At 63.4% G+C, this 22,910-nt stretch carries 25 protein-coding genes; 10 read left to right on the top strand and 15 right to left on the bottom strand.

Annotation, left to right across the window (positions count from 1 at the left end):
* Nucleotides 1-775 (top strand): NAD(P)-dependent oxidoreductase (locus tag NZN28_RS09160; protein WP_295397483.1); only part of this gene is annotated, 775 nt, incomplete at its 5' end.
* Nucleotides 776-929: 154 nt separating this feature from the next.
* Here the strand turns inward: NZN28_RS09160 and NZN28_RS09155 are convergent.
* A complete protein-coding gene (locus tag NZN28_RS09155) occupies nucleotides 930-1,370 on the bottom strand; it encodes a Fur family transcriptional regulator (protein WP_295397481.1) in 441 nt (146 codons plus the stop codon).
* Nucleotides 1,371-1,612: 242 nt separating this feature from the next.
* Here NZN28_RS09155 and NZN28_RS09150 point away from each other — a divergent pair, with 242 nt between their 5' ends.
* The 3 genes from NZN28_RS09150 to NZN28_RS09140 all read left to right on the top strand — a co-directional run bounded on the left by NZN28_RS09150 (nucleotide 1,613) and on the right by NZN28_RS09140 (nucleotide 3,156).
* A complete protein-coding gene (locus tag NZN28_RS09150; RefSeq protein WP_295397479.1) occupies nucleotides 1,613-1,885 on the top strand; it encodes a septum formation initiator family protein in 273 nt (90 codons plus the stop codon).
* A 270-nt stretch (nucleotides 1,886-2,155) separates the two neighbouring features.
* Complete coding sequence (locus NZN28_RS09145) at nucleotides 2,156-2,446, top strand: hypothetical protein (RefSeq protein ID WP_295397477.1); 291 nt, start codon at nucleotides 2,156-2,158, stop codon at nucleotides 2,444-2,446.
* Nucleotides 2,447-2,970: 524 nt separating this feature from the next.
* Complete coding sequence (locus tag NZN28_RS09140; protein ID WP_295397475.1) at nucleotides 2,971-3,156, top strand: hypothetical protein; 186 nt, start codon at nucleotides 2,971-2,973, stop codon at nucleotides 3,154-3,156.
* Between the two features lie 62 nt (nucleotides 3,157-3,218).
* Here the strand turns inward: NZN28_RS09140 and NZN28_RS09135 are convergent, their stop codons facing one another.
* The 4 genes from NZN28_RS09135 to polA all read right to left on the bottom strand — a co-directional run bounded on the left by NZN28_RS09135 (nucleotide 3,219) and on the right by polA (nucleotide 8,979).
* Nucleotides 3,219-4,388, bottom strand: coding sequence for an LCP family protein (locus tag NZN28_RS09135; RefSeq protein ID WP_295397472.1), 1,170 nt, complete (start codon nucleotides 4,386-4,388; stop codon nucleotides 3,219-3,221).
* Between the two features lie 46 nt (nucleotides 4,389-4,434).
* Entirely contained in the window at nucleotides 4,435-5,325 is an 891-nt protein-coding gene (locus NZN28_RS09130) for a phosphohydrolase (protein WP_295397470.1), read from the bottom strand.
* A 248-nt stretch (nucleotides 5,326-5,573) separates the two neighbouring features.
* Nucleotides 5,574-6,410 carry an enoyl-CoA hydratase-related protein gene (locus tag NZN28_RS09125; protein WP_295397468.1) on the bottom strand — a complete coding sequence of 279 codons (837 nt, stop codon included), beginning with the start codon at nucleotides 6,408-6,410 and terminating at the stop codon, nucleotides 5,574-5,576.
* A gap of 40 nt (nucleotides 6,411-6,450) precedes the next feature.
* A complete protein-coding gene (polA, locus tag NZN28_RS09120) occupies nucleotides 6,451-8,979 on the bottom strand; it encodes a DNA polymerase I (protein ID WP_295397467.1) in 2,529 nt (842 codons plus the stop codon).
* 272 nt (nucleotides 8,980-9,251) lie between these two features.
* On the opposite strand from polA, the gene NZN28_RS09115 reads away from it, so the two are divergent.
* Nucleotides 9,252-9,509, top strand: a complete 258-nt coding sequence (locus NZN28_RS09115; protein WP_295397465.1) for a hypothetical protein — start codon at nucleotides 9,252-9,254, stop codon at nucleotides 9,507-9,509.
* Between the two features lies 1 nt (nucleotide 9,510).
* On the opposite strand, the gene aspS is transcribed toward NZN28_RS09115, so the two are convergent.
* From aspS to NZN28_RS09100, 3 genes are all read right to left on the bottom strand, one after another.
* Nucleotides 9,511-10,782: an aspartate--tRNA(Asn) ligase gene (gene aspS / locus NZN28_RS09110; protein WP_295397463.1), complete on the bottom strand. Its 1,272-nt coding sequence runs from the start codon at nucleotides 10,780-10,782 to the stop codon at nucleotides 9,511-9,513.
* Between the two features lie 440 nt (nucleotides 10,783-11,222).
* On the bottom strand, nucleotides 11,223-11,654 hold the full coding sequence (locus NZN28_RS09105) for an HRDC domain-containing protein (protein ID WP_295397462.1): 432 nt from the start codon (nucleotides 11,652-11,654) through the stop codon (nucleotides 11,223-11,225).
* A 25-nt stretch (nucleotides 11,655-11,679) separates the two neighbouring features.
* Nucleotides 11,680-12,441: a TatD family hydrolase gene (locus NZN28_RS09100; protein WP_295397460.1), complete on the bottom strand. Its 762-nt coding sequence runs from the start codon at nucleotides 12,439-12,441 to the stop codon at nucleotides 11,680-11,682.
* A gap of 75 nt (nucleotides 12,442-12,516) precedes the next feature.
* Between NZN28_RS09100 and NZN28_RS09095 the strand changes: the two genes are divergently transcribed.
* Complete coding sequence (locus NZN28_RS09095) at nucleotides 12,517-13,587, top strand: lipocalin family protein (RefSeq protein ID WP_295397458.1); 1,071 nt, start codon at nucleotides 12,517-12,519, stop codon at nucleotides 13,585-13,587.
* An 11-nt stretch (nucleotides 13,588-13,598) separates the two neighbouring features.
* Here NZN28_RS09095 and NZN28_RS09090 read toward each other — a convergent pair whose 3' ends face one another.
* The 3 genes from NZN28_RS09090 to scpB form a co-directional block, all read right to left on the bottom strand.
* A complete protein-coding gene (locus NZN28_RS09090) occupies nucleotides 13,599-14,330 on the bottom strand; it encodes a WecB/TagA/CpsF family glycosyltransferase (RefSeq protein WP_295397456.1) in 732 nt (243 codons plus the stop codon).
* A 2-nt stretch (nucleotides 14,331-14,332) separates the two neighbouring features.
* Nucleotides 14,333-15,067, bottom strand: a complete 735-nt coding sequence (locus NZN28_RS09085; protein ID WP_295397454.1) for a 2-phosphosulfolactate phosphatase — start codon at nucleotides 15,065-15,067, stop codon at nucleotides 14,333-14,335.
* A 341-nt stretch (nucleotides 15,068-15,408) separates the two neighbouring features.
* Nucleotides 15,409-15,933, bottom strand: coding sequence for an SMC-Scp complex subunit ScpB (scpB, locus tag NZN28_RS09080; RefSeq protein ID WP_295397451.1), 525 nt, complete (start codon nucleotides 15,931-15,933; stop codon nucleotides 15,409-15,411).
* Nucleotides 15,934-15,999: 66 nt separating this feature from the next.
* On the opposite strand from scpB, the gene NZN28_RS09075 reads away from it, so the two are divergent.
* On the top strand, nucleotides 16,000-17,220 hold the full coding sequence (locus NZN28_RS09075; protein ID WP_295397449.1) for a type II secretion system F family protein: 1,221 nt from the start codon (nucleotides 16,000-16,002) through the stop codon (nucleotides 17,218-17,220).
* Here the strand turns inward: NZN28_RS09075 and NZN28_RS09070 are convergent.
* Nucleotides 17,195-17,653: an EVE domain-containing protein gene (locus tag NZN28_RS09070; RefSeq protein WP_295397447.1), complete on the bottom strand. Its 459-nt coding sequence runs from the start codon at nucleotides 17,651-17,653 to the stop codon at nucleotides 17,195-17,197. The genes NZN28_RS09075 and NZN28_RS09070 overlap by 26 nt on opposite strands.
* A 110-nt stretch (nucleotides 17,654-17,763) precedes the next feature.
* Between NZN28_RS09070 and NZN28_RS09065 the strand changes: the two genes are divergently transcribed.
* From NZN28_RS09065 to NZN28_RS09055, 3 genes are all read left to right on the top strand, one after another.
* A complete protein-coding gene (locus NZN28_RS09065) occupies nucleotides 17,764-18,261 on the top strand; it encodes a hypothetical protein (protein ID WP_295397445.1) in 498 nt (165 codons plus the stop codon).
* Between the two features lie 318 nt (nucleotides 18,262-18,579).
* Nucleotides 18,580-20,007 (top strand): FAD-linked oxidase C-terminal domain-containing protein, encoded by a 1,428-nt coding sequence (locus tag NZN28_RS09060; protein WP_295397443.1) that lies wholly within the window; start codon nucleotides 18,580-18,582, stop codon nucleotides 20,005-20,007.
* 17 nt (nucleotides 20,008-20,024) lie between these two features.
* Complete coding sequence (locus tag NZN28_RS09055; protein ID WP_295397441.1) at nucleotides 20,025-20,567, top strand: hypothetical protein; 543 nt, start codon at nucleotides 20,025-20,027, stop codon at nucleotides 20,565-20,567.
* Here the strand turns inward: NZN28_RS09055 and NZN28_RS09050 are convergent.
* From NZN28_RS09050 to NZN28_RS09040, 3 genes are all read right to left on the bottom strand, one after another.
* Complete coding sequence (locus NZN28_RS09050) at nucleotides 20,548-20,973, bottom strand: hypothetical protein (RefSeq protein ID WP_295397439.1); 426 nt, start codon at nucleotides 20,971-20,973, stop codon at nucleotides 20,548-20,550. The genes NZN28_RS09055 and NZN28_RS09050 overlap by 20 nt on opposite strands.
* A 2-nt stretch (nucleotides 20,974-20,975) precedes the next feature.
* Nucleotides 20,976-22,337, bottom strand: a complete 1,362-nt coding sequence (gene mgtE, locus NZN28_RS09045; RefSeq protein ID WP_295397437.1) for a magnesium transporter — start codon at nucleotides 22,335-22,337, stop codon at nucleotides 20,976-20,978.
* A gap of 291 nt (nucleotides 22,338-22,628) precedes the next feature.
* Nucleotides 22,629-22,910: Uma2 family endonuclease (locus NZN28_RS09040; RefSeq protein WP_295397435.1), on the bottom strand; the 282-nt coding region annotated here is incomplete at its 5' end.

The following is a 22,910-nucleotide window of genomic DNA, read 5'->3' as shown; positions in this document are numbered from 1 at the left end:
GGGCCTCCGGCGCGCCGCCAGCGAGGCCGAGGCGGCCCAGGGGGCCGAGGTAGTGCTCAGCGTGAACTGGGCTCGGGTGGCGCTCGAGGTGGCCCACCGGGTGGCCCCGGTACTCACTCCGGGCCAGGTCTTCGCCGACCTCAACACCGCGGCCCCCTCGCTCAAGCGGGCCCTGCACGAGGTGATCGCCCCCACCGGTGCCCTCTTCGCCGACATCGCCCTGATGAGCCCGGTGCCGGGCAAGGGCCTCCGCACCCCCTCGCTGGCCTCGGGGCCGGGGGCATTGGCCTACGCCGAGCGGCTGGGGCCTTTGGGCGCGGTGGTGGAGAGGGTGGGGGAGGCGCCGGGGGCTGCCGCCACGCGCAAGCTGCTGCGCAGCATCTTCTTCAAGGGGCTGGCGGCGGCGGTGGGCGAGGCCCTGGAGGCCGCCCGCAGGCTGGGCCTCGAGGCCGAGACCCGCCAGAACATCGCCCAGACCCTGGAGGAAGCCAATGCTGCGCTCATCGACCGGTTGGAGGAGGGCAGCCGGCGTCACGCCCTGCGGCGGCAAGAGGAGATGCTGGCCGCTGCGGCCATGCTGAGGGAGCTTGGCCTCGAGCCGCGGATGGCCCAGGCCACCGCAGACTGGCTGGAGGCGTTGCAGGGGCCCATCAGGTTAGCACATTCAGCATCATTGCCACCGAACCTGAAGCCAGGGCCTCACCCTGAGGGGCCTGGGGGGAGGGATACCGCCCAAAACGGGCCTCGAGGTCGGGCTGGGACAGGGGGCGGATGAGCGCTCTCTGGTCGGCCCCCGAAAAGCCGCGCTCCCCTGGCCACAACCTCATAAGGAAGCCCACAAGCGAGGGGGTAAAAACACCCCTGGCTCGATGGGCTTCAGGAGTGACCGCGCTGCGAAGAATTTGCGCTCTTCTAAGACGTGGCCCTTCTTACTGGCACTCAGGGCAAACCCCGTGCAGCTCGAGGCGGGCCTCTTCCACAAACCAGCCAGTTTTTGCTTCTATGGCCTTCTGGATGGGTTCGGGGTTGAACTCGGGTAGGTCTTTGACCAATATGTCTTCGATGCTGCCACACTGCACGCAAAAAAGATGGTGATGCCGCTCGGTAAAGCCATCGTAGCGGGTGTTGCCTTTCTGATCCTTGAACTCCCACAACAGCCCCGAGTTCCGCAGCACCTGCAGGTTCAGGTAGACCGTGGAGAGCCCGATGTTGTAGCCTTTCTTTTTCAGGCCCTGGTATAGCTCTTCGGGTGTGGGGTGGGTACTCTTGCGGTCGAGATGGGCCAGTATCCGCTCCCTGGGCAAGGTGTGGCGCAGTCCTACTGCCTTTAACCTTGACCTGTAGCTTTCCCGCTCTTTGGTCTTTGCCATCTTTGACCCCCTTGTACAACTTTTATTACTATAAAACATTTTCAGAAAAAAAGCATCAATGCGATATTTATCGCATAAATCAAAGCTTGTCGGCCTTTTTCAATGCCCAGGGTGTGCGGTTTGGGCTCGGGTGCTTTAGTGCTTTGCGGCGTCGAGCTGCAAAAGCCCAGGCCTGGAATGGCCAAGATAGCCCAGAAATAAAACCAGCACGCTATGGTGAAACCTGATATACTGTTTCTACCGTGGAGAGGCCCATTTACCGCTTCTTACATCTGGTATTTGCGCTTGGGACGCTGCATTTGCTGGTTTTGCTTACGCTCGAGCTTCAGCGCCACTTCCAACTCCGGCAGGACCTTGCACAGGCCCAGGTTCGCCTGGAAGCCCTCGAGCAGCGCAACCGAAAACTCACCGATGAGCTTCAAATTGTGGCCGATGCCCGTTACCGGGAGGGGCTGGCCCGGCAGATGGGGTATGTGCACAAGGACGAACTGCTTTACCGGCATGTGCAACCCTAGCCTGCTTTGTTCTTGCTGAGCACACGTCGCGCGCAATGTCCGGCACAGCCGTGTTGGGTGGGGTGTTTCCATGGCGTGAATCGCAGTGAGGGAAGGCAGAAGGGGCGATGCCCATTGCAAAGGCCTTCCCCCAAACGCCATGCGAATTAGCCACAAGAACCTGCCTTTCAAACCATTGGAAAAGGGAAAGTGGAAGCCCCTCACAAACCTGAGCTACTTCGAAGCCAAATTTCAATTTCACCCCAGTTCGGCATAGTATGAAGGCCGCATATGCTTGAACGGCTGACCGAACAGCTTCTCGAGGACGAGGGGCTCACCGATGGACTCTCCGATGAAGAAGCCAGCGAGCTGGTGGGCTGGTTGATTGGGATTGTGGAAGACCTCGAGGCCGAGTCCGGTGAGCTGTCCGAGCAGTATGTGGGACAGCTCAGACGATTGGGACACGAGCTGGCTCGAGTGGCCCGCCGGTATGGGGTGCCCGTCGAAGAGCTGATAGACTTGATCGAACTGGCCTGGGAAGAGCCCGGCCAGGAACAATCCCCCAAGCCCATGCAAGCCTAGAGCGCTCTTCGCAATATTGTGAGCCCTTCGAGTTCGAGAAAGCCTGGTTCTGAACAGAACAGTGGCGGCCTGGAAACTCAACATGCGTCCCGGCCCAGACGCAACCAAGACAAGCGTGCCTCACCTCGGTGCGGCACGTCTCGTTGTCCCTTCTCGTTTTCGTGGGCGGCCACGTCTGTGAAGAGCGCGATAAGGGAAACACAGGGTGGAGTGGGGGGTGGGCCTCCAACGCCAGCCTCCTACACCCTAACCCCCGCCTCGACGCACCGCTTCAATCGTATGTAAAGCAAAGTTGTGAGCGGCGCTAAAAAGCCTGAAGCCACAAGCTTTTCCGGGCTGGACTCCGAACCTGAGCACTGAAGCCAAACAGAGGCCCTCTGGATGGGTGCGCTTGAAGAGAAGCACATTGGCACAGGGCTAAAGCCGTGTGCATGGTTTGCAATGGGGCCAAGCATTAAGGTTTCTTAAGGTTGCTTGGTGCAAATGTAACGCGCCTGTAACGAGCGAGGGTTTACTCTACGAACATGAGCAGAGAGCATGCATTGATTGCTGAATTTGGCAGCGCCCGGCCCTTCCGGGTTCGGCCCCACCCGATGGGTGGCCTTCGCACATCCCTTCGAAACTGGCTCCTGCCGGCTCCCATCGAGTTTAGCGGCAACGTGGCCTCGCGCAACCAGGTGAGTCGCCTGCGCTCGAGGCACCTTGCTTGAGGCCCCGCTCAGGCCGACGACGGCCCCGTGACCCTGGTGGCCGTTGTTTTTGCTGGCCGGTTCTACTGGCTCTGACCATTGGGGCTGGCCCAATCGGCGCCGATGCGTACGGTCAGGTCGGCATACAAGACGGCTTCCCCAGAAACCCTCGAGGGCAGCCCGATGGCCTCGCCCAACACCTGAGCTAGCTCGAGAGCGCCATTGGCAATCACCTCGCTGCGCGGGGGAGCGCTCTCCACCTCACGCAAGAGCACCCTTAAACCCAGGTCGCGCAGCTTACGCCGCATCTCGATGGCAGCCGGTTCTTGAGGGGCCGCATAGAGCACCACGGCCTGCTGACCTCGCAGATCCTCGAGGGTGGCTTGTGCGGTTAGGGGCTGGTCGCTAAAGTAGCGCTGCACCAGCTTGTCCAGCTCGGCCCGGTTGACCTCCCAGCCCTGGCCAAACTGGCCGGGGGTCAGCAAAGAGACCAGCTGGGGCTGCTGGGCGGCAAAACCCATCAGGCTGGCAATCTGATCACGGGTGAGGTCGGTGCGGATGTTCTGCTCCACCCTGGCAATTGCCTGGGGAATGCGCAGCAGGCCGGACGGGGTGAGGATTTGCTGCTTGAGGGCGTTGAAAAAAGCCTGCTGCCGCTGGATGCGCCCGATATCGCCCAGGGCATCGTGGCGGAAGCGCAGGTATCCCTCGGCCTGGACACCGTTCAGGTGCTGGCAGCCGGGTTCAAGATTGATGTCCAGCTTGGCGGCGGTATCCCTGTACTGCATGGGCTTTTCCACGCAAACCGTGATACCGCCCAGCGCATCTACACCGTTGCGGATGGCCTCGACGCTGACCGCCACATAGCCATCTATCTCAACCCCGGTCAACCCACTGACCACTTGCTTGGCCAGTTCGGGGCCGCCCAGTTTGTTGGCGTGGTTGATGATGGACCAGCCGTAGCCGGGGATGCGCACGTACACATCCCTGGGAATGGAGAGCACCGCGATGCGCTTGGTGCTGGGGTCGAAGCGGACCAACAGGTTCACGTCGGACAGACCCCGGAAGTCCTCGGGGGCCCGCTGGTGGTAGTATTTGTATTCCGGGGCTACCCCCAGCACTAAAACCGTCAGCGGTTGCTCGAGGTTGCGCGGCAAGGCGCCAAAGCGCAACAGCGGTTGCAACAAAGGATAGGCCCACCAGGCCACTCCAACCAACAGGGCCAGAACCAACAGGAAAACGATACGGCGCATACCCTTGCCAGTCTAGCCTACGGTGGGTGAGAAAGGCCCGACTGCTTCAATCCAGCGTGAAGCGGGGTTCCGACTCGTGCAGGCGCACCCGGCGGATGATGCGCTGGTCGTGTTCGGCGTCGTGGGTGCTGGCAATCACCGTCACATAGTCGCGGATGGGGCTGCGGAGCACCTTTTTGGTCAGGACTTCCTCGACCTGGAAAATCCCGGCGGAGTTGTTCATGACCACCCGAATCTCCACCGGAACCTGCTCGCCCTTCAGGATTTGCACCTCGTCCACGGCCAGGGCGCTGATGGAGTGAATATCCACCGAGCCTAAAGCGAAGGCCTTGCGCCCCCGGCCCTTGGTGATGTCGGTGCCATCGGCAACCGCGGTGATGCCTGCTTCGATGGTCAGAGGTTCGGGCTCGAGGTCGTGGCAGTAGATGGAATGGAGCATGAAAGCCCTCAGCTCGATGCGCTGTTCGGGGTCGCGGTAGAGCTTTTCTAGAATCCTGTCCAGAATGGGAATGGCCAGCGTCACGCTGAAGGATTCGTGGCGGAAGCGGTGAACCTGGTTGCCGATATCGTGCAGCATGGTGGAGAGCAGCACGGTCAGAAAGGTGTCGTCGAGGTCGCCGACCCCGCTTTCCATCACGTCGGGTTTGACCCCGTGGTCGGTGAGGAGCTGGAGGATGGTCACGCTGGCGGCCCCGGTCAGCAGGGCGTGAACCCGTCCGTGGTCGTTGTAGCCCAGCTTGCGCACGGTGATGTAGTTGGCCATGTCCCAGTGCCCCCGGGCCTCGGCATCGGCGGTGAGCATCTCGTAGGCGGCGAGCGCCTTGGGATAACGCTGCAAACCCTCGCGGATGGCCAGGTCGGCCTCAACGTAGAGTTTGGCCTTGGGCTGGGTCACCTGAACGGTGCGCTCGTTCATGACGGTACCGCCATCGCTCATACCCCGATGGTAGGGGCTCGAGGGGTGGAAGGCCGTGATAAAAGACACATGGCCGCGAAGCGAGGGTCGGAGGCCAGGGGGCCGGGCCAGACGGCGGGGGGTCTCATGCGTCCGTCAAGTCCTTTGGGGCCAGGGGCCCGCCATGAGCCCAGCCCCCGGATACACAGCGGGCCAGCTCCGACAGACCCGGCCATGAGGTACCTGCGCCTGGCGCAGCTTATGCTTTGGCCTCCAGCGGCCATGCTGCCTCACTCTCCCCTGAACTGTGCAGGCCGCTTTTCCAGAAAAGCCCGGGTGCCCTCGTGCATGTCCTTGGTGGCGCAGGCCAGGCCGAACAGGTCGGCCTCAATCTCGAGGGCCTCCTGCAAATCCAGGTTTTCGCCCCGTCCGACAGCCTCTTTGGCCAGGGCCAGGGCCACCGGCCCGTTTTTCAGAATGGCGGCGGCGACCTCTTTGGCGGTTTGCAGGGCGTCCTCGCCGACCCGGTTGACCAGGCCCAGGGAAAGGGCCTCCTCGGCGCTCACGTGCCGCCCGGTAAAGATCAGGTCGAGGGCCCTTCCCCGGCCAACCAGGCGGGGCAGACGCTGGGTGCCGCCAAAGCCGGGAATGAGGCCCAGGCCCACCTCGGGGAGGCCCAGTTTGGCCTTGTGGCTGGCCACCCGCAGGTCGCAGGCCAGGGCCAGCTCGAGGCCCCCGCCCAGGGCAAAGCCGTTGATGGCGGCGATGCTGGGCACCGGCAGGGCGGCAATCTCGTTGAAGACCGACTGGCCCAGAATGGCAAACTCGCGGGCTGCGAAGACGTCCTGAAGTTCGGCAATTTGCCCAATGTCGGCCCCGGCCACGAAAGCCTTGCCCTCGCCGGTAAAGATGGCGACCTTGACCTCGGGGTCCTGGGTGATGACCTCGGCTACCTCGGCCAGCTCGATCAGCAGGTCCTGGTTGAGGGCGTTGAGGGCCTTGGGGCGGTTGATGGTCACAATGCCCAGGTTTTCCTCCACCCGGTAGGTCAGAAACTCAAAATCGGGTCGCTCGTCGGGTTCAAACTTTTCTGCCACGGCCAACCTCCGCTCAGATGGGCCCAGCATAACAGAAGCGCCTGGTGGAAGGGTACGAAGCACGCTGCAGTTACTTGGCCTCGAGCCAGTTGTCCCCCACGCCAATCCCGACCTCGAGGGGCACCGCCAGCGGCCAGGCCGCTTGCATGACCACCCGAACCACCTCCGAGGCTTCCTGCACGCTGTCTTCCTGCACTTCGACCAGGAGTTCGTCGTGCACCTGCAGCACCAGGTGGGCGCCCAGGCGCTCCAGCTCCGGCTGCAACCGGACCATGGCCAGCTTCATCAGGTCGGCGGCGGTGCCCTGCACGGGCATATTAAAGGCCATGCGTTCGGCGGCCTCGCGCACGCTGCGAATGCGCGAGTCCAGGTCGGCCACAAAGCGGCGGCGGCCAAACAGGGTCTCCACATACCCCCTTTGCCGGGCCTCGGCCAGCACCCCCTCAATCCAGGCCCGCACCCTGGGGTACGAGGCAAAATAGCGCTCGATGAAGTTCTCGGCCTCGGCGTAGGGTATGGAAAGCTCGCTCGACAGCCGGTGGGCGGACATGCCGTAAAGCACCCCAAAGTTGATGGTCTTGGCGGCCCGGCGCTGCTCGGGGCTGACCTGGGCCATATCCAGGCCAAACATCCAGGCTGCGGTCTGGGCGTGGATGTCCTTGCCCTCGCGGAAAACCCGGATCAGGTTCTCGTCGCCGGAGAGGTGGGCCAGCACCCGCAGCTCAATCTGCGAGTAGTCGGCAGCGATGAGCTTCTGGCCGGGGGCCGCGCGGAAGGCCTTGCGGATGCGGCGGCCAATCTCGGTGCGGACGGGGATGTTTTGCAGGTTGGGGTCTTGCGAGGAGAGCCGCCCGGTGGCCGTGCCGGTCTGGTTGAAGCGGGTGTGCAGGCGGCCCGTCTGGGGGTGGATTAGCTTGGGCAGGGGGTCTAGGTAGGTGCTTTTGAGCTTGGTGAGCTCGCGGTAGGTCAGGATGCGGTCCACAATCGGGTGCTGGCCCAGAAGCTCTTCCAGCGCACTGGCGGCGGTGGAGCGTTTGCCGGTTTGGGTTTTGCGGCCCGAGGCCGAGAGCTTGAGCTCGTCGTAGAGGACGACCTCGAGCTGATCCCTCGAGTTCACGTTGAAAGGTCGTCCGGCCAGGCGGTGAATTTCGGCTTCCAGGTAGGAGATTTCCTTGCCCAGCTCCTCGGAAAGCTGGCTGAGGTAGGCCGTATCCAGCGAGATGCCCCTGGCTTCTACCCGGGCCAGTACCGCCGAAAGAGGTTTTTCGATGTGGTGGTAGAGCCACTCAATCTGGGGGTTTTCGCCGATGCGGTGTTGCAGGGTTTCCCACAGCGTATCCGCGGCCTGGGCGCGCTCGACGGGGTCGTTGTTCCAGTCGCCCGCCCCGTAGCGCCGCACGGTGCTGGCCGGGTCGCCGTTGGAGGGGTCGTAGAGGTAGGCCAGGAGCAGAGGGTCGTCGCCTGGAGGCACCCAGACCCCCTCCCGGAGGGCCAGCACCGAGAGGTCCTTGGCCGCCATGCTGCGAATCTCGGGGAAGCGTTGCAGCTCCTGCACCCTGGGCTGCCCAAGGTAGAGCTTGCCCTCGTGGTAGGCGGCCAGGCCCAGCCAGCGGGCCCACATGGGCTGGGCCCGGTCGAGGGTATAGCCTAAAAAGGCCTCGGGGGGCGGCGGCCAGGCCGCTTCCTCGGTGGGGGGCGGGGCCGCCAGCAGGTTCAACTCGCGCAGGATGGAACCAAACTCGAGCCGCTCGAGCGCCTCGCGCAGGGCCTTTCGGTCCGGCTCACGGCGGTGGCAGTCGCGGAAATCGAGCTTGAGGGGCAGGTCGGTGTGGATTTGCGAGAGGCTATGGGAAAGCCGGACGTTCGCCTGGCTTTCCTCGAGGCTGGCCCGCACCTTGGGCGAAAGCGCCTCCAGGTTGGCGTAGAGCTGCTCGAGCGAGCCCCACTCCTGCAGAAGCTTGGCTGCGGTTTTCTCGCCGATGCCCTTGGCCCCCGGCAGGTTGTCGGAGGAGTCGCCTACCAGCGAGCGGTAGTCCACCCACTGCCCGACCGTGACCCCATACTTTTCCTGCACCGCCTGAGGGTTCATCAGCCGCCCATCGGGCAGCATCACCTGCACCGCCTCGGAGAGCAGCTGGAAGCTGTCGCGGTCGCCGGTCAGAATCCGCACCGGGTAGCCCTCCCGCTCGCCCTGTTTGGCCAGCGTACCAATCACATCGTCGGCCTCGTAGCCGCTCACCTCGAGCCGCTTCAGCCCCAATAAATCCACCAGCTCCTTGATTTTTTCCAGCTGGGGGTGAAAGTCGTCCGGGGTGGGCGCACGACCGGCCTTGTAGGCCTCGAAGGTGTCGTGGCGGAAGGTTTTGGTGGGGGGGTCGAAGACCACAATTACACAGTCGCCATCGTCTTTGAGCAGCTTGAGCAGGGTGCGCAAAAAGCCGTACACGGCCTGGGTTGGCTCACCCCTCGAGGTGCTGAGCTTCTCGAAGGCAAAATAACTCCGGTAGGCCAGGTGATGGCCGTCCACCAGCCAGATGCGCTCCGGCCTGGGCAGCTCGGTGGAAGATGGCTCGTTGGCAAATAAACTGGGTTGCTCCACCCGAATATTCTACCCTCATTCGGTTGATAGCAGAAAGCCGCTCCCAGACCCCGGGCGTCCCGATGGCCCTATCGCACTCTTCACCGCCACGGCTGCCCACCCAGACGGCCACCGTTCTGTTCAGGACAAAGCCATCTTAAACTCGCAAAATCTGGGAAAAGCGCTCGGGTTTCCCGTTCATTTCGCCTGGAACAGGCCAGAGGTTCAACTTTTGCAAAGGGCTGGTAGGATTAGGGGGTTGTGTGTTGACAAAACCGCAAGGTGAGGAATCTATGCAAAACGAAACCGAGAAGCTCGAGTGGTTCGAAATCCAGCTCCGCATCAAGACCATCGAGGTGATGCTGGGCCCCAAGTACCGCGAGGCCATGGCCCTCACGCTGGGCACCCTTTACGACGAGCAAAAGATTCTGGCCATGGCCAAGCGCCTGGGGGTCACCCCCGAGGGCCTTCTGGAGCGGCTGGAAAAGATGCGCCTCGAGCTTGGCATCGAACAGGAGATCACCAAAGGCGTGCTCAAGATGAAGAAGTAGCCTACGGGGTCAGGCGGTGGCGGTCGCGGGGAAAGGCCCGGGCAAAGCGCACGTTGGGCAGGCCCAGCAGTTTTTGGGTGAGGCGCTCGGCCCCGATGGCAAAGCCGCCGTGGGGGGGCATGCCGTACTTGAAGACCTCCAGGTAGCCCGCAAACTGGGCGGGGTCGTGGCCTTTCTTTTGCAGCTGCTCCACCAGCTTCTCGTACTGGTGGATGCGCTGCCCGCCTGAGGTAATCTCCAGCCCCCGGAACAGCAGGTCGAAGCCCCGGGTGGCCCCGTTGCCTTCGGGGTAGGCGTAGAAGGGGCGGGCTGCTTCGGGGTATTTGGCAATGAACAGGAAGTCCACTCCCCATTTTTCCTTGGCCCAGGCCCCCAGGGCTCGCTCGGCTTCCTCGTTGAAGTCGGCGCCTACCGGCATTCCGAGCTCTTCGCGCAGGATGCGGCGGGCTTCGGGGTGCTCGAGGCGGGGCATCTCGGTGGTGTGGGGCCACTCCACCCCCAGGAGTTTGCACTCGGCGGCGGCGCTGTGCCGGGCTTCCTCGAGCATGGCCCGCAAGAGCTCCTCCTCGAGGTTCATCACGTCGTGCTCTGACTCAATAAAACCCATCTCCACGTCGAGCGAAAGGTATTCGTTGAGGTGCCGGCTGGTGGCGTGCTGCTCGGCCCGGAAGACCGGGGCCACCTCGTAGACCCGCTCGTAAACGCCCACCATAATCTGCTTGTACAGCTGGGGCGACTGGGCCAGGTAAGCCCGGTGCTCAAAATAATCAATGCCGAAGAGGTTGCTGCCCCCCTCGGCCCCCGCCGAGACAATCTTGGGGGTGAAGATTTCGGTGAAGCCCTCCTGGTCGAGATATTTGCGAAAGCCCCGCACCAGCGCGGCCTGAACCTTCAGGATGGCGCGGGCTTTCTCGCCCCGCAGGCTTACATAGCGGTACTCGAGCAGGGTCTCCGGGTTGACCCGCCAGTCTTCCTTGGGAATCTCGATGGGGCTGGGTTCGCTGGCCGTAGCGAGGAACTCCAGGGCCTCGGCCACCACTTCGTAGCCACCCGGCGCCTTGGCGTTGGCCACCACCTGGCCCACCACCCGCAGCGAAGACTCGGCCAGGGGTAGCTCGAAGCGACGGTCCACCACCACCTGCACGATTCCGCTGCGGTCGCGCAACAGGGCAAACTGAATGCCGCCGAGGTCGCGCTTCCAGTGCAAGAAGCCTTCCAGGGTCACGGTCTGGCCCACGTGCTGGGCCACTTCACTTGCAAGGGTTCTGGGCATGCTCTCTCCTCAAAACGAATGGCGACGGCCCGGGCTCAGCAAAAAACCCCCGATACAACGAGGTATCGGGGGTCGGAATCTGGCCCCCTCAGGAATAATTGTCCGCGCGCAACATCCCGACCCGCATATTACGTGCCAAATCTCACTTGGTCAAGCCAGTTCAACAACCGGGGGTATCCACCTCGAGCCCAGGTCTCATCGCCCCCATTCACAAAAAGGGGTTAAAGTCGCGCCCAGCACAAAAGGGCAGGGCCGAAAAAAACGGCCAGAAGCGCTGACTCGAGCGCAGGGAGATTTTTGATGCCCCGCACCGGCCCAAATGCCTTGCCGAACCATCGCCTTGAATACCAGGCGTTCTTGCCTGAAACAATGATTCACCGATGCCAGAGGCCTGCTCGAGGCCTGAAGGCGTGTGCTTGCTCTGCCCGGCTGGGCTCGGGCTATTGAACCTGGCTCAGAAGCTGCAAAATTTCCTGGCCGTATTTGCCGGTCTTGGCCTGGCCAAAACCCTTGACCGCGCTCAGGTCGGCCAGGGTTTGGGGCCTTTTGTCCAGAATGGCCTGGAGCTCGGCGTTGGTGGCAATGACATAGGGCGGCACCCCCTCTTCTTTGGCTTTCTGGCTGCGCCACCTGCGAAGGGCCTCAAAAGCCGGGCTGCTGGGGGGTTCGGCAGATTTGGACAGAGCGGTGGGTTCTGGCTGTGCGGATGCCCTGGCTTGGCCCTCGTAAAACACCAGCACGCTCCAGAAGGGGGCGTTGCCCATGACCAGGCTGCTGGACACCTGGATCGGCATGACCTGGGCCAGAAACCGGTTGAGCTTCTCGAGGTCTTTGGCGTTATCCAGCCGGAGCGTAAAGGTCTGGCACTGCATGGTTTCAGTCTAGCGCCTGCCGGGTTCAGAACCCAAAACAGGTCTGGGCGTTCTGGTCGGTAATGCGCTCCATGACCCCTGTCTCCAGGCCGCGCACCTCGGCCAGCCGGGCCAGGGTGTAGCGGGCCAGGGCCGGATGGTTGCGCCGGCCACGGTGCGGCTCCGGGGGCAGGAAAGGGGCATCGGTCTCGATCAGGAGTTGGCTCAGCGGGATTTTTTGGGCGGCCTCGCGCAGGTCGGTGTTTTTTTTGTAGGTGAGGGGCCCCGCAAAACCAAAATAGGCCCCCAGCTCGAGCCCCACCTCCAGCAACCTGGGGTGCCCACCAAAAGCATGCAGCACGAACTTGGCAGGCCTGTTTTGCAGGAGCCAGTCGGCTATTTCGGTTTCGGCCTGCCCCCCCTCCTTGCTGCGGACATGGAAGATCAGGGGGAGTCCCAGCTTGTCTGCAAGCTGATGCTGGAAATCCAGCGCCCGGTACTGGGCCTGGCGGGTTTCGGGCGTCCAGTAGAAGTCGAGCCCGGTCTCGCCGATGGCCCGCACCCGGGGGTGCTGGGCCAGGTGGTGCAGGTCGGCCTCGAGCTCGGGCGAGAGCAGTCCGGCCTCGGTGGGGTGCAGGCCCACCGCCGCCCAAATCTGAGGGTGGGCCTCGGCCAGGGCCAGGGCCCTGCGGTTGCGAACGGGGTTGGTGCCGATGGTCAGGATGGCCTTGAAGTCCCTCGAGGCCTCGATGGCGGCCTGGGTTTCTTCGGGCTCCATGTAATCCAGGTGGCAGTGGGTGTCGGTCATGGCGCGCTCAATCCGCCCCTCAGTTTACGCCCTGAGCCACAGCCGTTTGGCCCCTGGCTTGCGTACACTCTAGGTATGCGCTACTGGCCCGCTGCCCTCTTACTGGCTCTGGCAGGGTGCCTGCCCAGCCTGCAGCCGGTGGACCCCAACCGCCTGCCCAGCCCCGACAACTGGGGGCCCAACAACGCACCCCTGGAGTGGTGGTATGTCTCGGCCTACCTGCCCGAGGAGGGGCTGGCCTTCCACTGGGCCTTGTTCAAGGCCTATGCGCCCCAGAACTGGCAGGTTGGCTTCATCAACCCGGCCATCTTTTTTCCGGGTCCCTACCACGCCTCCCACATTGCGCTCACCGACTTGCGCAGCAACCAGAAGCTCTTCGAAGAGCGCTTCGACTTTCGCACCGACCGGCCCTGGGGCGACAGCCTGGTGGCCTACCCGCCTTTGCGCATCGAGCAGGGGGACTGGAAACTGGTGCAGGTGGGCAACAGCTACCAGCTGGCTGCGGGCCCCATCCAGGTACGCCTGACCCCGCTCAAACCCGCCGTGGTGCATCCGCCTGGATACTCGGGCACCGCCGAGACCGGGCGCATGTACTATGTGTCCTTTACCCGCATGGCCCTCGAGGGCCAGATTGCAGGCAGGCCGGTGCGGGGCGAGGCCTGGATGGACCACCAGTGGGGCGACCAGATTGGGAGCCAGGGCAATGCTACCGGGCTGGGGGCGCTGTGGGACTGGTTCGGGCTGCACCTGTCGGACGGCACCGACCTGATGCTCTACCGGGTCAAGAACGCCAGAGGAGAGGTGGTGCAGCTCGCCGGTACGGCCACCCTGCCCAACGGGCAGATTCGTGAGCTGGGCAATCTCCAGATGACCCCCCTGGAAAGCTGGACCTCGCCCAGCGGGCGGGTCTACAACCTTGCCTGGCAGGTCGCCGCCGAGGGCCTGAGCCTTCGCCTCGAGCCCTTGCGAAAAGACCAGGAACTCCTGACCGCCTCGACACGGGTGGCCTACTGGGAGGGCCCCGTTTCGGGCAGCGGTACCTGGCTGGGCCAGGGGGTGCTGGCTCGAGGCATGGGCGAGTTCGTGGCCGGGCCCTACAACCCTCCGGGAAGCATATTTGGCCCTTTTCCGGGGCCGGGGCGTTGAAAACACCTCGGCTAGGAGTGAGCCGTCTGCCGCGGGCTGCTCAACACCAGGCGCACGAACTGAAGCAACCTGGGAAACCGACCCCAGCGCTTGCGGTCGCCTGCAATGCGCACCAGCCACTCGATTTTGAGTTTCTGGGCCCACAGGGGTGCTCGCCTGACCTCGCCCGCCAGCACGTCAATCATGCCGCCCACCCCGATGGCCACCTTGGCCCCCAGCCGGGCTTTGTGCCGGTGGATAAAGGTGTCCTGGCGCTCGCCCATACCCACCACCAGCAGGTCGGGCCGGGCCTGGTGGATGGCCGCAACCACGGCAGCCTCATCCTGAAAGTAGCCGTCCTGCACCCCGCAAACCTGGATGCCCCAGCGTGCCTGGGCGCTCCGGGCGGCCCGTTCGGCCACCCCTGGTGCGGCGCCCAGAAAGTAAACCCGCAGCCGGGGGCCCAGCCTGGCAAAGGCTGCCGGCAAAATTTCCGACCCCGGCACCCGGTCGGCCAGCCGCTGGCCGGTCAGGCGGCGCACCGCCCAGACAATGCCCACGCCGTCGGCGGTGACCAGTTCGCTCTCGTGCAGGGCTTGCTTGAGGGCTGGGTCAGACTGGGCCCGCACCACCGCCTCGGGGTTGGTGGTGACAATCTGGGCGCAGTGGGGAAGGGGATGCGCGATTTTTTCCTCGATCCAGGCCAGGGTTTGCTCGAGGTTCACCAAATCCACCGGCGTGCCCAGGATCTCCACCCGCTGCATGCTCACCTCGCCTCGAAGCAAAAACCGTAGCGATCCTTGGTGAGCCCATATTTCTGGGCTTCCAGGGTCCGCACCTGGGTCAGCCGGGGCAGTATGTCCTCCACGCTGACCAGGCTGGCCAGGGCCAGGTCTTCGCTGCGCCCTGTGCGGTAGAGCTGCTTGCCGAAATCAGACTGAACCAGCGATTCCTGGGGGTCGGGGAAGGACTTAAGCAGGGCTGTTGCCAGCCGTGCACCCTCCTGCAAGCTGCTCCACTGGCCCAGGGCCTGATGCAGCCTTTTGGCCAGGAAGCCTGCCACCACAGTGTTGGCCAGGCTGGGCTCCAGCTTGCTCTGAGTGGCCGCAACCACCGTGTGTATCTGCTGGTCCACCGCATACTGGACGGCCTGGCGGGCATTGCGGAAACAGGCCAGCAGGCTTTGCGGAGGCAGCTGCTCGAGCGACTCGGCCAGCGACTTGGCCAGCAGCACACACCTTTGCCCCTCAAAGCGCTGCTTTTGGAGGGCCTGAAGCGAGAGGCCGTTGTGAAACCCTTCAGGCGGAAGGCCCTCCTCTTCACCGAGCAGCAGCCCGCCGCCCTCGGCCAGAATGAGGGCAGCCCGCACGCTTTTGGCAATCCAGACTTGCGTAGCACCGGCGGCCAGCAGCATACCCACCGCACTGCCGTAAAAAACGTCCACCAGAAGCACCGGATGAGTGTAGGGGGGTTTGGGAACCAGATCGACCCGAATCGTCACAACGTAAAGGCCTCCCTCAAAGCGCAGTGCGCCTGTCCTGCGGCATTATAACGAAGGGCTGCCGGAGGCCGAAGTTCAAAGCCAGTGGCAAGACCGGCCTTGGGTGGCGGGACAGGGGCCTTTGAATCGAGCATCCATTCATCCATCAGGCTTTGCCATCCGGCTTCAGAAAGCAGGGTCTGCTGCAGGGCTTTTGAGTGTTTGGCGCGTTGGGACATCAGATTCACGACATTTGAAAGGACGCTTTCGTTTGGGTTTGAGAGCACCCCTCGCTTCAAGCTCAGAAGTATGCGACCCAGACGCCTTCCTCCGCTTCCACCGGCCCCAGGATTTGTGAATGACTAGCTGCGCAACAGCAGCACCGGGCCCTCGCCCAGCGGGGGGAGGTCGGCCAGGCTTTCCAGGCCAAACATTTCCAAAAACCGCTCGGTGGTTCCGAACAGCTTGGGCCGCCCCACCGCGTCCTTTTCCCCCACCACCTGCACCAGCTGACGCTCCAGCAGCCCGTCCAGAACCCCCTCCACGCTCCGGCCCCGAAGGGCTTCCAACTCGGCCCGGGTGAGGGGCTGCTGGTAGGCGACCAACGCCAGCACCTCGAGGGCGGCCTTGGAGATACGCGGGGGGTTGGGACGCAACACCTGTTCGACGGCGGTCAGGTGCAGGGGGTGCACCACCAGCCGCCAGCCTCCGGCCACGCGCTCGAGCTGTACCCCGGCCTGGCCGCTGGCCAGGTCGTGCTCGAGGGCCACGATGGCCCGCGTGAGGGCTTCTTCGCTGCCCAGGGGGCTCAGGTCGCTCAGAGACAGGGGCCGGCCAGCGGCAAACAAGACAGCCAGAATTTGGGCTTTGAGGGTTGGGGTGTCCATGTTCTAATAAAAAGATGTGGTTATTTCACCACGGCTCTTGTTTCCCGAGGCTATACTAGAGCGAGTATGCCAACCTATCAATACAAGGCCAGGGACCGTCAGGGGCGGTTGGTCAACGCCGTCATTGAAGCCGACGACATTCGCACGGCGGCCCGAAACCTGCGTGAGAAAGGCTTGTTCATTGCGGAAATCAAGGAGCCCGGCAAGGGTTTGCAGGCTGAAATCAAGCTGCCCGGTTTCGAACCCCAGCCCGGCCTCAAAGACCTGGCTATCTTCAGCCGCCAGCTGGCCACCATGCTCAATGCGGGGTTGCCCATCGTGCAGGCCCTGGCGATTCTCGAGCGCCAGACCGAGAAAAAGAAATTCCAGGCCATGCTCAAGGAAATCCGCACCGAGGTAGAGGGCGGGGCCAACTTCAGCGAAGCCCTCAGCAAGCACAAGCTGTTCAGCCGGTTGTACATCAACCTGGTGCGGGCGGGCGAGACCTCGGGTACCTTAGACGCCATTCTGGACAGGCTGGCGACCTTCCTGGAAAACGAGCTGGCCCTGATCGGCAAGATTCGCTCGGCCCTGACCTATCCGGCCATTGTGTTTGTGTTTGCGGTGGGCGTGACGTACTTCCTGCTGACTGGCATTGTGCCGCAGTTTGCCCAGATTCTGACCGGGCTGGGTTCAGAGCTGCCGCTTCTCACCCGTGCCCTGATGAGCATTTCCGATTTTTTGCGCCAGGGCACCATTTTTATCGTGCTGATAGTGGTGGCTTTGTACTTTGCCTATCGCTCCTACTACCGCACTGAAAAGGGACGCCACCAGATAGACCAGATTAAGCTCAAGCTGCCGGTGTTCGGCAACCTGATGAAGAAAAGCGCGCTGGCCCGCTTTTCACGCACCTTTGGCCTGCTCATCTCGAGCGGCGTGAACATCGTGGAGGCCCTGGACATCACCAAGGGCACTGCCGGGAATGCCATTGTGGAAGATATCCTCGAGCAGACCAAAATCGCCATCCAGGCCGGTGAACCCGTTTACACCACCATCCAGGCCCACCCGCAGGTTTTCCCTCCCATGGTGAGCTCGATGATTGCCATCGGCGAGGAGACCGGCGCGCTCGATACCATGCTGACCAAAATCGCCGACTTCTACGAACGCGAGGTAGACGAGGCGGTGAGCGCCCTGACGGCGGCCATCGAGCCCCTCATGATCATCTTCCTGGGCTTTGTGGTGGGTGTGATTGTGGCCGGGATGTTCCTGCCGCTCTTCAAGATTATCGGGACGTTGTCATCGCAATAAGGCGTTCGGCCACCTCGCTAGCCACCGGCATCACCGACAACCGGTTGCCCCGGCGCAGCAGCAGCAGCTCGTCGGGGCTGAATTGTTCCCGCAACAGCTTTAGCGTGAGCATACGCCGATACTTTTCCACAAAACCCACCCGCACCGTCCACCAGCGCGGGTTTTCCCGGGTGCTCTGGGCATCGAAGTAGGGCGAGGCGGGGTCAAACTGGGTGGGGTCGGGAATATGGGTCTCCAGAACCCGGCAGAGGCCCACCACGCCAGGGGGCTCGGTGCTGGAGTGGTAGAAAAAAGCCAGGTCGCCTACCTGCATGGCCCTCAGGAAATTGCGGGCCTGGTAGTTGCGAACCCCGTCCCAGATGGAGGTTTTTTGTTTTTTCAGGTCGTCTATGCTGAATACCTCGGGTTCCGACTTGAGCAGCCAGTAGTTCATACCAGCCCAGTTTAAGCAGGCCTTCAGGTTTTGCGCCCAGCGTGGCCAAACTAAACGCTTGTTCATGCGGCGCTTACGCAAACTCGAGGCTCTTTAGCCATCATAGAACCATGAAACAGACCCTGTATGCCCTTACCCTGCTGCTGGTTTTTGCGGGCTGCATCCCCATCGGCACCAACCCCGCTGATACCCTGCTCATCTCCGACCTACGCTACGAGAGCAACTTCCGCGACAGTGCGGGCCGCTCCTACATCTGCGACAACAAGATAACCACCCTGACCTACAGCTTCCGCTACAACGACTTCGCCCGCATCGCCCGCTGGGACTCGCGCCTGGTAGGGGAGACCACCGGCCAGACCACCCATACCCTCAGCATGAGCAAAGACACCGGCGGCTACACCAACCAGAACAACCGCATCAGCGTGAACTGGGCCTTGAGCCAGGGAACCGCGCCCTTGAGCGTGTCGCCGCAAGGGATTGTGGTTACCCCCGTGCCCCAGCCCCGCCAGATTGGGGCCACCCGGCTGGAGTTGACCGTTTTTGCCACCAACGGCAGCTCTGCCCGGCTGGTCTTTCCCGGCATTCCGGTGATTGACAACTGTCCGTGAAGTGTAGGGCGTAGTGCGGTGTTGCCCAAAGGCCCGTACAATCACACCCGCACGGAATCCAGGCCCGGCCTCGCTCTGTTCCTACCCTGCCTTGTAGGGGGAGGCCAGGTGGGGTGGCTAACCTGGCCCTCCACGCAACCGGTACATTGAGGGCCCTGGCTAATACCCTCCCCAACCCTCCCTACGTGGAAGGGAGGGGGTTGAAGGCTATCACTCTTGTGTGGGCGTGTATGGGTATCCTTACGGCTGTGTAGCGCGCGATCGTATTGCAGAATCATTCATCGTCGCTACCCCGAGGCACTCTGATAAGCTGTGGCTGTGACCCTGAACCTTGGCAAGAAGCCCCTCAAGCCTGCGCCCCGCCCGGAATCCGCCGAGCCAGCCCAGACCGCTCGGGAGCTACAGGCTCGGCTGGGCCGGGAGAAGGTTCTGCTCGAGCTGGCCCAGCGGCGCAACTACTCCTATGACGGGATTGCCATGGGCGTCACCCCCACGCTGGTGGTGCTGCCGACTTCCACTGCCGAGGTGGTGGAGGTGGTGCGCTTTGCCAACCGGGTGGGCCTGCCCCTGGTGGCCCGGGGTGCGGCCAGCGGCCTCTCGGGCGGAGCGGTGCCGGTTCAGGAGTCCATCGTGGTGTCCTTTACCCGCATGACCGGTTTGCAGATTGACCCCCAGGCCCGCCTGGCCACGGTGCAGCCGGGGGTGGTCACGCTGCAAATCAGCGAGCAGGCCCGGCCTTATGGGCTTTGCTACCCCCCCGACCCGGCCTCCTTTCGCACCAGCACCATTGGGGGCAACCTGGCCGAGAACGCCGGGGGGCCGATGTGCTTCAAGAAGGGCGTGACCGGCGACTATGTGGTGGAGCTCGAGTTCGTGGACTATAGCGGGGCGGTGCACCGTTTGCGGCGCGAAGCCTACGACCTGGTGGGCCTCCTGGTGGGCTCGGAGGGCACCCTGGGGCTCATCACCGAGGCCAGGCTGCGCTTAGAGCCCATCCCCCGCTACACCCGCACCCTGATGGCCATCTTTAGCGAAGTGGGGCAGGCTGCCGAGGCCGTCTCCGAGGCCATCGCGGCGGGGGCGGTGCCCAGCAAGCTCGAGTTCATGGACAACGGCTGCATCAACGCGGTGGAGGACTACCTGAAACTGGGCCTGCCCCGCCAGGCTGCCGCCATCTTGCTGGTGGACACCGATGGCGACGACCCCGTGGTGGTGGAGGAAGAGCTGGCCTGGGTGGCCGAAGCCTGCCAGAAGCATGGCGCCAGCGTGCGGATTGCCCAGAACAGTGCCGAGAGCGAGGCCCTGTGGAAGGCCCGGCGCTCCATCTCGCCCGCCATTGGGGCCATCAAGCCCAAGCGCCTGAACGAAGATATCGCGGTGCCGCGCTCGAGCCTGCCCGAGGTGGTGCGGGCGGTCGAGGCGCTGGGCCGGCAGTATGGCCTGCGGGTGGTGCAGTTTGGCCACATTGGCGACGGCAACCTGCACCCCAACGTGCTCTACGACCCCAAGGCAGACGCCGAAGAAAAAGTCTGGGAGCTTCTGCACGAGATTGCCCGGGTGGCCCTGCGGCACGGGGGGGTGCTGTCCGGCGAGCATGGCATCGGCCTCATGAAGCGCGACTTCATGCGGGAGGCGGTAGACCCAACGACGCTCGAGGCCCTGCGCCGGGTCAAGGTGGCCTTCGACCCAGAGCACCGCCTGAACCCCGGCAAAGTGTTGCCCGAGGCGAATTCGCAGGCCCATTGAGCCTGGAAGCTAAAGGGATGAAACCGGGTATATGGTTTGGGTTGCTGCTATTGGGTTCGCTGGGTCTGGCCCAACCCCAGTTCTCGGTGGGGCCGGCCATCGCGGCTGAACCACCGCTGCTGGCCGAGCAAGCCCAGAAGCCCGGCCAGCTCGAGCGCCCCTCCTGGGAGCGGCTGCTCTTTGGCCCGGCCCCGGAAGGCTTCCGGGGGCTGGCCATTTCGGCCCGGCTGCTGGCCTGGAGCGTGCCCTGGACGCTGGCCGGCTCCACCGCCGGGCTCCTGAGCGACGACCCCTGGCAACGCTCGTTCTGGCTGACCAACTCGGTCTGGGCGGCGGTCAACTCGGGGATTGCCCTGCTGGGGCTGCTGGGCCCCGAGCCCGACAGGGAGGGGCTGCGCGACCTGCTTTACATCAACGCGGCGCTCGATGTGCTCTACCTTGCGGGGGGCGTTTTCCTGGCCTTGCAGCCCGATGCCCGCAGCCAGGGGGCCGGGTGGGCCATTGCCCTACAGGGAGCCTGGCTGCTGCTCTTTGACCTCTTCAACGCCCTGGCGCTCTAGCATCCCTGACCCCAGGCAGCGAACGGACGAAGGCGATGGCCTCCGCAGGCCCGGCCAGGCGAGGCCCGCGACCCTCGAACCAGGCCCAAAGCCCTGCCAGGTCGAGGTTGGTCAACTGCGATGGCTCGCCCAGGATAATTTTGTGGTCGCCGTCCTGGAGCCAGACCATCCCCAGTACCTCGCCCAGAAGCCAGCTTCCCGCTGGAATCGGTTGCCGGCTGGCCCAGATGGCGTCCAGGGCGGCCTGGTCGGCAGGGTTGAAATACCCCGGAATCTGGCCGTAGTTCACGGGGGGCAGGCCCCATTCGGCCCGCCAGGGGGGGTCGCGGGGCACCAGCTTTTGTCCGTCCCAGTCATAGCGCATGGGGCTGCCCAGGCTCCACTCGACCAGCATTGAAAGCCGCATACTTAGAGGTTCAGCAGCAGCCGGGCCACGCTCAGGTAGACCACCAGCCCGGTCACATCGGTCACGGTGGCAATCAGGGGGTTGGAGATCAGGGCCGGGTCCAGTTTCAACCGCCTGAGCAGCAAGGGCAGCATGGCCCCCACCACGTTGGCCAGCAGCACCACAATCCCTAGCGAAACTGCCACCACCAGGATTAGCCGGGTCTGACCATCAATCAGAACCTTGATGGTCAGCAGCGCCGCCAGGGTCAGGCCTAAGAGCACCCCCACCCCCAGCTCCTTGCGTAGAATGCGCAGCCAGCTGCTCAGGCTCACGTCCCGTGTGGCCAGGGCCCGCACGATGAGGGTGCTGGACTGGTTTCCGGTGTTGCCCCCGGTGCCGACCAGCACCGGCACGTAAAAGGCCAGCGCGGTGACTGCCTCCAGCACCGACTCGAAGCCTTGCAGAATGGTGCTGGTGATGCTACCGGTGATAATGAGAATAATCAGCCAGCGGACTCGAGCGCTCCAGAGCGTCCAGATGCTCGACTGGCTGTACACCAGCTCCGGCGACTCCACCGCGCCCAGGCGGTAGATGTCTTCGGTGGCCTCTTCCTGAATCACGTCCACCACGTCGTCAATGGTCACGATGCCCACCAGTTTCTTGTCTTCGTCCACCACCGGCAGCACCGTAAAGTTGTAGTCGGCCATCAGGCGCGCAACCTCTTCCTGGTCGGTGTCGTCGCGCACAAAAATCACGTCGGGGTTCATGATTTCTGCGATGCGGGTCTTGGGGTCGGCCACAATCAGGTCGCGCAGGGTGAGCACCCCTTCCAGGTGTTCCTCGGCGTCTACCACATAAATCACGTAGATTTGCTCGGCATCGGGGGCCTCGCGCCGCAGAAAGCGGAATACCTCCTCGACCCGCATGGTGTCGCGTACCGCGATGTACTCCGAGGTCATGATGCCCCCGGCCTCGTCCTCTTCGTACTCGGCCAGCTCTTCGACCTCGGCGCGGGTTTCGGGGTCGAGCTGCCGCAAGAGGGCCTCGGCCTGGGCAGGGTTTTCCTCCTCGACGGCGTTGATGGTGTCGGCCAGGTCGTCGAGCGAGAGTTCCTCCAGTAGCTCCTTGACCCGCCAGGGGGGCAAAGCCTCCAGAAGCTCAGCCTGTTCGCTCTCCTCGAGGTGGCTGAATACCTCTGCCGCATCAGGGGGGGAGAGCAGGGTCAGGATGGGCAGGCGGTGTTCGGGAGCAAACGCCGACCAGTGCTCCAGAATTTGCGCCGGGTAAAGCTCCTCCAGCGCCGCCTTGACCTTGAAGGCGTCGCTTTCCTTCAGGGCGCTTTGGAGGGCATCCAGCCCAGCCAGGGTTTGGGTCTCGTACATGTGCGGCCTCCTTCGGTTTTCGGCCCAGGCCGAATCTTGGAAGGAAGCTCCGCAGGGTACACGGTTTGTCGAGGATTAGTCGGTGTGGGAGCACACCGGGCTCAATCTTCGACTAGAACTGTGATCTTCCACGGTGCCTCCTGAACCTTGCGCCTTGAACCCTGTGTTCTTGGCCTTACAAGGTAGCAAAACTGCCTCTAGTAGGGTAGCACCGGAGGCCCATCAAGGCAAGCAAATTTGGGTGCCCCCATCCCGGCATGCTGCGCTCCTGTCACAGGGCCATGGACAGGGTTAGAAGATCCTCCCCTGGTATACCTCGGTCACCTCGAGCTGCAAATCCAGGCAAGGCAGCTTGAAGGCGCCCTGCTCACCAACAGGGGTATAGCGCCAGGAATGGTTCTCTAAACGCTCGAAAATCTCGACCAGTGGCTTATCTTGCGAGACCAGGATGTAGGCTTTGAGGGCGGGCATGGCCGTGTAGCTTTGCAGCTTTTCGCCCCGGTCTATGGCCTCGGTGGTCTTGGACAGCACCTCAATCACCCAGCCAGCCTGCTGCTTGTACCGGGCTTTGCC

The organism is Meiothermus sp. (assembly GCF_025056915.1).
GTDB lineage: Bacteria > Deinococcota > Deinococci > Deinococcales > Thermaceae > Meiothermus.
Note: the sequence above shows the minus strand (reverse complement) of the source record. Positions and strands in the feature narration are given on the sequence as shown.

What these genes read in the sequence shown, in the direction of transcription:
- NZN28_RS09075 (WP_295397449.1), top strand. Translation starts at nt 16,000, where the DNA reads ATGCCAACCTATCAATACAAGGCCAGGGACCGTCAGGGGCGGTTGGTC.
- NZN28_RS09145 (WP_295397477.1), top strand. Translation starts at nt 2,156, where the DNA reads ATGCTTGAACGGCTGACCGAACAGCTTCTCGAGGACGAGGGGCTCACC.
- NZN28_RS09100 (WP_295397460.1), bottom strand. Translation starts at nt 12,441, where the DNA reads ATGACCGACACCCACTGCCACCTGGATTACATGGAGCCCGAAGAAACC.
- NZN28_RS09140 (WP_295397475.1), top strand. Translation starts at nt 2,971, where the DNA reads ATGAGCAGAGAGCATGCATTGATTGCTGAATTTGGCAGCGCCCGGCCC.
- NZN28_RS09050 (WP_295397439.1), bottom strand. Translation starts at nt 20,973, where the DNA reads ATGCGGCTTTCAATGCTGGTCGAGTGGAGCCTGGGCAGCCCCATGCGC.
- aspS (WP_295397463.1), bottom strand. Translation starts at nt 10,782, where the DNA reads ATGCCCAGAACCCTTGCAAGTGAAGTGGCCCAGCACGTGGGCCAGACC.
- NZN28_RS09125 (WP_295397468.1), bottom strand. Translation starts at nt 6,410, where the DNA reads ATGCTGGGCCCATCTGAGCGGAGGTTGGCCGTGGCAGAAAAGTTTGAA.
- NZN28_RS09055 (WP_295397441.1), top strand. Translation starts at nt 20,025, where the DNA reads ATGAAACCGGGTATATGGTTTGGGTTGCTGCTATTGGGTTCGCTGGGT.
- NZN28_RS09115 (WP_295397465.1), top strand. Translation starts at nt 9,252, where the DNA reads ATGCAAAACGAAACCGAGAAGCTCGAGTGGTTCGAAATCCAGCTCCGC.
- NZN28_RS09130 (WP_295397470.1), bottom strand. Translation starts at nt 5,325, where the DNA reads ATGAGCGATGGCGGTACCGTCATGAACGAGCGCACCGTTCAGGTGACC.
- NZN28_RS09155 (WP_295397481.1), bottom strand. Translation starts at nt 1,370, where the DNA reads ATGGCAAAGACCAAAGAGCGGGAAAGCTACAGGTCAAGGTTAAAGGCA.
- NZN28_RS09135 (WP_295397472.1), bottom strand. Translation starts at nt 4,388, where the DNA reads ATGCGCCGTATCGTTTTCCTGTTGGTTCTGGCCCTGTTGGTTGGAGTG.
- NZN28_RS09070 (WP_295397447.1), bottom strand. Translation starts at nt 17,653, where the DNA reads ATGAACTACTGGCTGCTCAAGTCGGAACCCGAGGTATTCAGCATAGAC.
- NZN28_RS09105 (WP_295397462.1), bottom strand. Translation starts at nt 11,654, where the DNA reads ATGCAGTGCCAGACCTTTACGCTCCGGCTGGATAACGCCAAAGACCTC.
- mgtE (WP_295397437.1), bottom strand. Translation starts at nt 22,337, where the DNA reads ATGTACGAGACCCAAACCCTGGCTGGGCTGGATGCCCTCCAAAGCGCC.
- NZN28_RS09095 (WP_295397458.1), top strand. Translation starts at nt 12,517, where the DNA reads ATGCGCTACTGGCCCGCTGCCCTCTTACTGGCTCTGGCAGGGTGCCTG.
- NZN28_RS09065 (WP_295397445.1), top strand. Translation starts at nt 17,764, where the DNA reads ATGAAACAGACCCTGTATGCCCTTACCCTGCTGCTGGTTTTTGCGGGC.
- scpB (WP_295397451.1), bottom strand. Translation starts at nt 15,933, where the DNA reads ATGGACACCCCAACCCTCAAAGCCCAAATTCTGGCTGTCTTGTTTGCC.
- NZN28_RS09090 (WP_295397456.1), bottom strand. Translation starts at nt 14,330, where the DNA reads ATGCAGCGGGTGGAGATCCTGGGCACGCCGGTGGATTTGGTGAACCTC.